Below are 5,903 nucleotides of genomic sequence, written 5' to 3'. Positions count from 1 at the left end.
GAATCATTAACGTTTGCTTGTCTGCGATTCCCTCATCTGTCTACTCTTCTCCAAATCCCACAAGAGCTGCAACCTTTATTCCTCGATAGCTTCGACCTTATCTTAGTGCCATTCACTCTTAGGCTCGGAAGTGGACTGGGCATACTTAACTGAAGGGGAACCCTACTTAAATAACCGCAAAATTTTATCTTCACGCGGTAAAGTCTTGGGCGGCAGCAGTTCGATTAATGGCATGATGTATATACGAGGGAATGAGCGCGACTACAATAGCTGGCAAGCGTTAGGTAATCAAGGTTGGAGTTATCAGGATGTCTTACCTTACTTCAAGAAATCGGAAAACCAGCAGCGGGGAGCATCGTTATTTCACGGGGTTGATGGACTGCTTAGCATCACAGATCCACTCTCTCCTAGCCCAGTGTCGCAACGCTTTGTAGAAGCCGCGATCGCACAGGGCTATGAGCAAAATTCCGACTTCAATGGCGTACAGCAGGAAGGTACAGGACTTTACCAACTGACCGTGAAAGATGGCAAGCGCCACAGTACGGCAGTGGCGTTCTTGCGTCCGATTTTTGAGCGCCCCAATTTAACCATTCAAACAGGAGCATTAGTGACTCGTTTACTCTTTGAGGGAAAGCGCACGGTTGGGGTAGCGTATGTCCAAAATGGAACGGAATATCAAGTTAGGGTCAACTCCGAAGTGATTCTGAGTGCCGGCGCGTTCGATTCCCCTAAGCTGCTCATGCTTTCTGGAATTGGACCAGCTGAGCATCTGCGGGCGTTAGGCATTCCTGCGATCGTTGATTTGCCAGGTGTCGGTCAGAATCTTCAAGATCACCCACTTGCCGTTATTGGCTACCAGTCTACTCAGGACCTGCCCCTGGCGCCAAGTAGTAATGGGGGAGAGGCTGGATTATTTCTGCATACCAACAATAATTTAGATGCTGCGCCCAATTTGCAATTTACACTTGTTCCGATCTTATTTGTCAATCCTGCCTTTGCACGTGAAGGTTCGGGATTCACCATTGTCTTTAGTATCACCCACCCCCAAAGTCGTGGTAGTGTGAGACTGCGTTCCTCCTCCCCCTTTGACCCACCGTTGATTCGGGTCAATTATCTTCAGCAAGAATCCGACATGCAACTGATGGTCGAAGGACTTAAAATTTCGCGTCAACTTGCCCATTCGGATGTGTTTAATGAGTTTCGGGGCGAGGAAATTGCTCCGGGGGCTGAAGGAAAGAGCGACAAAGCAATCCAAGATTATATTCGGCAAACGTGCGATACGGCATGGCATCCTGTTGGGACGTGCAAAATGGGTATCGATCGGATGGCGGTTGTCGATCCCCAACTCAAGGTACGGGGGATTGAAGGGTTACGAGTTGTTGATGCGTCAATTATGCCAACTATCACCACAGGAAACACAAATGCACCCGCGATTATGATTGGAGAAAAGGCAGCTAATTTAATAAAAGTTGGATGCATCGACTCTTCCAAGGCTATTTCTAGTGCTTTGCGATCGGAATTTTGCAGCAGGGGAATTTCGTTCCCCTGCCAAATCACTTCAAGGTAAAACTCAAACCAAAAAGCAACTTAAACCCAGCTGATGAGCTTATCGCGAATGCAACTCAACTTATGATTCCAGTAGTTAAATTTCCCCAAGACTACCAGGTGTATCGTATCAGTCCTGATGCCACGAATCGGTTAGCGATCGTGTTCGATCCGGCAAGTGCTAGCATCTCTCCGATCATTTGTGTAGAAATATTTGACGTAGGCGGGAAGCAACCCCCGAATCGGCATCAGTGGGCGGTGGAAATGTTTTTCATTCTTAAAGGAGAAGGACTCGCTCACTGTGATGGTAAAACAGTACCGATTCAGGCGGGGGACAGCCTTTTAGTGCCTCCCACCAGCATACATTTTATTGAGAATATCGGTTCGGACCGCTTATATGCCTTATGTATTATGGTGCCAAACGAACACTTTGCCGAACTGATTCGCAGTGGAATTGAGGTGGATCTGGATAAGGAAGATTTAGCCGTTTTGCGTCGCACTCCATTTACTCCTCTATAGCCTCCTATAATGAACAAAGGAATGACAGTGATTAGAAAGTATTCATTTTTGAGATGGGCGATCGTCATCGTTGCAGTAGCATCGCTCCTAATTGTGCCAACTATTAGCAGTGCTGCTAATACAAAAAGTGAGTGGAGGTTGGGTGGACAAAATCTAGAGAATACCCGCTATCAAGCAGCTGAGGAATATCTCAGTCCAGCTAACGTGGCTAAATTGTCTCCTAAATGGGTTTTTACAACCGGTGGCAACATCTCGGCAACACCGGCGGTAGTAGGTGGAGCTGTATACTTACCTGACTGGGGCGGTAATTTGTTCAAGATCGATGCACAGACGGGCGAACAGATTTGGTCAAATGGTATCGCTAATTACATTGACGATCCAAGTATCCAAACAGCAGTTTCGCGTACAAGTCCAGCGGTTAAGGGAAACAAAGTCATTATCGGCACTCAGGAAGGTGCCTTTCTGATGGCAATTAATAAAGATACGGGAAAGCTAATCTGGAAGACAAAACTTGAAGAGCGTTCAGATGCCATCATCACTCAGTCGCCGGCTATTTACCGCAACCGTATATACGTTGGACTTGCCTCACTGGAGGAGGGAAACCCTAGCGCAGATCCAAACTACAAATGCTGCACCTTCCGTGGCAGCATGACGGGGGTCGATTTGACCACCGGAGAGATTTTGTGGAAGACTTACACCGTACCGGACAATGGTGGTCAGCCAGGTGGCTACTCAGGTGCAGCAATATGGGATAGCACACCAGCAATCGATCCCAAACGCAACTCGGTGTATATTGCCACTGGCAATAACTACAATGTGCCTCAGGCGGAAAAAGATTGCATTGCGAATTTCTCAACGCCCAGCGAGCAGTCGCAGTGCCTCAACCCTGACAATCATCTAGACTCGATTATGGCATTCGATCTCGATACTGGCGCAATCGAGTGGGCGAGAAGACTCCAAGGGTACGATGCGTTCAATCAAGCCTGCTTTCCAGGTTTCGATCGGACGAATTGCCCTGACCCACAAGGAGAAGACTATGACTTTGCTCAGGCACCAATGCTTTTTACTGTTAAGAAGGCTGGAAAACAGCGCGACTTAGTCGGCGCAGCTCAGAAGAGCGGTATCTTTTGGGCGCTTGACGCGGATACTGGCGAAGTTGTCTGGAGCCAAATCTTTGGTCCTAGTGGCTCGTACGCTGCACAGTGGGGTTCAGCCACAGATGGTCAACAAATTTATGTTGGGAACTTAAACTCCGAGTTCAAGGAGTACAAGCTACAGCCTTCGGGTGAGACTATTACAGGTGGGTCATGGAGTGCGCTCGACGCAGCAACTGGTAAGATTATCTGGCAAACTTCAGCAGGCGGGAAGGTTGAGGCTCCAATGACAGTAGCTAATGGAGTTGTGTATGCTGGCTCAATGGCAGCAGGGCAAGGTGCGAATAATATGTATGCATTGGACGCAAGGACTGGTAAGATTCTCTGGAAATTTAACAGTGGGGGATCGGTACATGCGGGTGCTGCGGTGGTTGATGGTACGGTGTATTGGGGATCGGGTTATAGGCGCTACGATCCAACCACAACACCCAATAATCAGTTCTACGCATTCACAGTCTTGCCGTAGCACATTGACATCGTTTGATACCTAGTGCAGAATGAAGGTTTTTTTGCCAACACTCCTGCTGAGAAAGGCTGTGTTGCAAAAAGTTGTTGAGGACAAAAAAATGACATACTATAACTCCATAGCCCAACAGTATAAAAAATCTAAACAGTTGCCGTTTCGCTTGCATATTGAGGCACACACATACTTTCATCTGCTTGGTAATCTCGTCGGAAAATCAATTCTCGATCTAGCTTGTGGAGAAGGTTTTTACACCAGACAATTCAAACTACAAGGTGCAGCAAGAGTTGTCGGGGTAGAAATCTCCGAAAAAATGATTGAACTGGCAAGACAGGAACAAACCAGACAACCTCTAGAAATTGAATATATTCTCACTGATGTATTGGAACTTGGTAAAATCGGCGATTTCGATCTAGTGGTGGCTTCCTATCTACTTAATTACGCCTCATCCAGAAAACAATTACTTAAAATGTGCCAGCGTATATTTGCCAATCTTAAAGCAGGTGGTCGTTTCGTCACCATCAATAATAATGATTCCCAACCCCCTTCGTCTTATCTGTCTACTCAAAAGTATGGATTTATCAAAAGTATAGATTCACCATTAATCGAAGGCACACCTATAAAATACACAATCTCTGGGATTGACCAGAAATTTAGCTTCGATAACTATTATCTCGGCAAAACTACTTATGAATGGGCTTTCCGGAGTGTGGGTTTCAAAGAGGTTCGCTGGCAAAAACCAATAGTCTCTCCTCAAGGAGTAGAAGAATTTGGTCAAGAGTTTTGGCAAGATTTCTTTAACTGTTTGCCGATCGTGGGTATTGAGTGCCTGAAATAGGTGAATGGAGAATGCACAGAATCGTTGCCAATTCTATTGCTAGAAGCGATTGACTATCTCCGGTTATTTTATCAAGGGCAGTCACTTCCAGAAGCTCAGTTGCAGGAACGTCTTGTCAAGATTTACCACGACTATCGGCGATCGCGCACTTACTGGCAGACTGAGGAGGAATTGATTTATGGTGCTAAAGTGGCTTGGCGCAACAGCACTCGCTGCATTGGACGCATCTTTTGGGAGTCTCTTAGGGTGCGAGATCTGCGCCATCTCACCACTGCAGAAGATATCTTTGCCGCGATCGTCGAACACATTCAGCAGGCAACCAATGGTGGGAATATTCGCTCAACAATTAGTATCTTTGCGCCGGAATTACCAGGACAGACGGGTATTCGCATTTGGAATTCGCAACTGATTCGCTATGCTGGATATCGTCAAGCAAATGGCGCGATCGTTGGCGATCCCGATCGAACCGAATTCACTGAACTTTGTCAACACTTTGGTTGGAAAGGTCAAGGTACTCAATTTGATGTCTTACCGTTAGTTATTCAGATGCCTGGACAAAAGCCTCAGTGGTTTGAACTACCAAAAGAAGTTGTAATGGAAGTCTCGATAACGCATCCTGAGTATGACTGGTTTGCAGAACTAGGTCTCAAATGGCACGCACTTCCCGCCGTTTCAAACTGGCGATTAGAAATTGGCGGAATCTCCTATTCTTGTGCCCCCTTCAGCGGTTGGTACATGAGCGCTGAAATTGGTGCTCGCAATTTTGGGGACGTAGAGCGCTACAATATGTTACCCGCGATCGCTCAACGAATGGGAATAAATACGCGCTCAAAACTTTCTTTATGGCAAGATCGTGCCTTGGTTGAACTAAATCGTGCCGTATTGCATTCATTTACAGCCAGCGGCGTGACGATCGTCGATCATCATACTGCGTCTACACAGTTTATGCGCCACTGGCAGCGTGAGGCTGAAGCTGGACGAATCGTGCCAGCAGACTGGGGCAGGATCGTGCCGCCGATGTCTGCTTCTACACTAGAAGTTTTTCATCAAGAAATGGACGATGTTTGCCTCAAACCCAATTTTTTTCCACCGCCTGTACCTAGGATAAACTGGAAGGTTACTACACCTGGTTCTCAAGCAGTGCTTCCCAATAGTCAACAGCAATGCCCGTTTCGCTCACTCAGTCCCGATTGTTAAGCTTCAGGCTACGTCGCAAATATTCAAATATTATTTAGCGATCGACGATCTGTGTCCATCTTGTTGTCTGAAACGATAACTCCAAAGAGTTCTTCGATAAACTTGGCTTGACCTGTACTGTCCCTTTGGCTGATTCCGACCGCTCATCCTTTACTAAGCATATTCATCGCTTCGATACCTCTGTCTT

4 protein-coding genes and 1 pseudogene are annotated in these 5,903 nt (G+C 46.7%); all 5 read left to right on the top strand.

Annotated features, from left to right (window positions below; genetic code table 11):
• Positions 1-112 precede the first annotated feature (112 nt).
• Positions 113-1,567, top strand: a pseudogene (locus ACRC32_RS10390) (GMC family oxidoreductase); the annotation flags it as partial.
• Positions 1,568-1,629: 62 nt separating this feature from the next.
• Positions 1,630-2,064, top strand: coding sequence for a cupin domain-containing protein (locus ACRC32_RS10385; protein ID WP_438553890.1), 435 nt, complete (start codon positions 1,630-1,632; stop codon positions 2,062-2,064).
• A gap of 21 nt (positions 2,065-2,085) precedes the next feature.
• Entirely contained in the window at positions 2,086-3,684 is a 1,599-nt protein-coding gene (locus ACRC32_RS10380) for an outer membrane protein assembly factor BamB family protein (RefSeq protein ID WP_438553889.1), read from the top strand.
• 31 nt (positions 3,685-3,715) lie between these two features.
• Positions 3,716-4,519, top strand: coding sequence for a class I SAM-dependent methyltransferase (locus ACRC32_RS10375; RefSeq protein ID WP_438553888.1), 804 nt, complete (start codon positions 3,716-3,718; stop codon positions 4,517-4,519).
• On the top strand, positions 4,520-5,716 hold the full coding sequence (locus ACRC32_RS10370; protein ID WP_438553887.1) for a nitric oxide synthase oxygenase: 1,197 nt from the start codon (positions 4,520-4,522) through the stop codon (positions 5,714-5,716).
• The last annotated feature ends 187 nt before the right edge of the window (positions 5,717-5,903 follow it).

Origin of the sequence: Chroococcidiopsis sp. (assembly GCF_051657925.1) — a bacterium.
GTDB lineage: Bacteria > Cyanobacteriota > Cyanobacteriia > Cyanobacteriales > Chroococcidiopsidaceae > Chroococcidiopsis.
The sequence above is the reverse complement of the archived record's forward strand: the minus strand, read 5'-3'. Positions and strand labels throughout refer to the sequence as shown.

Excerpts from the sequence above, each read along its gene's own strand:
- ACRC32_RS10380 (WP_438553889.1), top strand. The coding sequence starts at position 2,086 with ATGACAGTGATTAGAAAGTATTCATTTTTGAGATGGGCGATCGTCATC.
- ACRC32_RS10385 (WP_438553890.1), top strand. The coding sequence starts at position 1,630 with ATGATTCCAGTAGTTAAATTTCCCCAAGACTACCAGGTGTATCGTATC.
- ACRC32_RS10375 (WP_438553888.1), top strand. The coding sequence starts at position 3,716 with ATGAAGGTTTTTTTGCCAACACTCCTGCTGAGAAAGGCTGTGTTGCAA.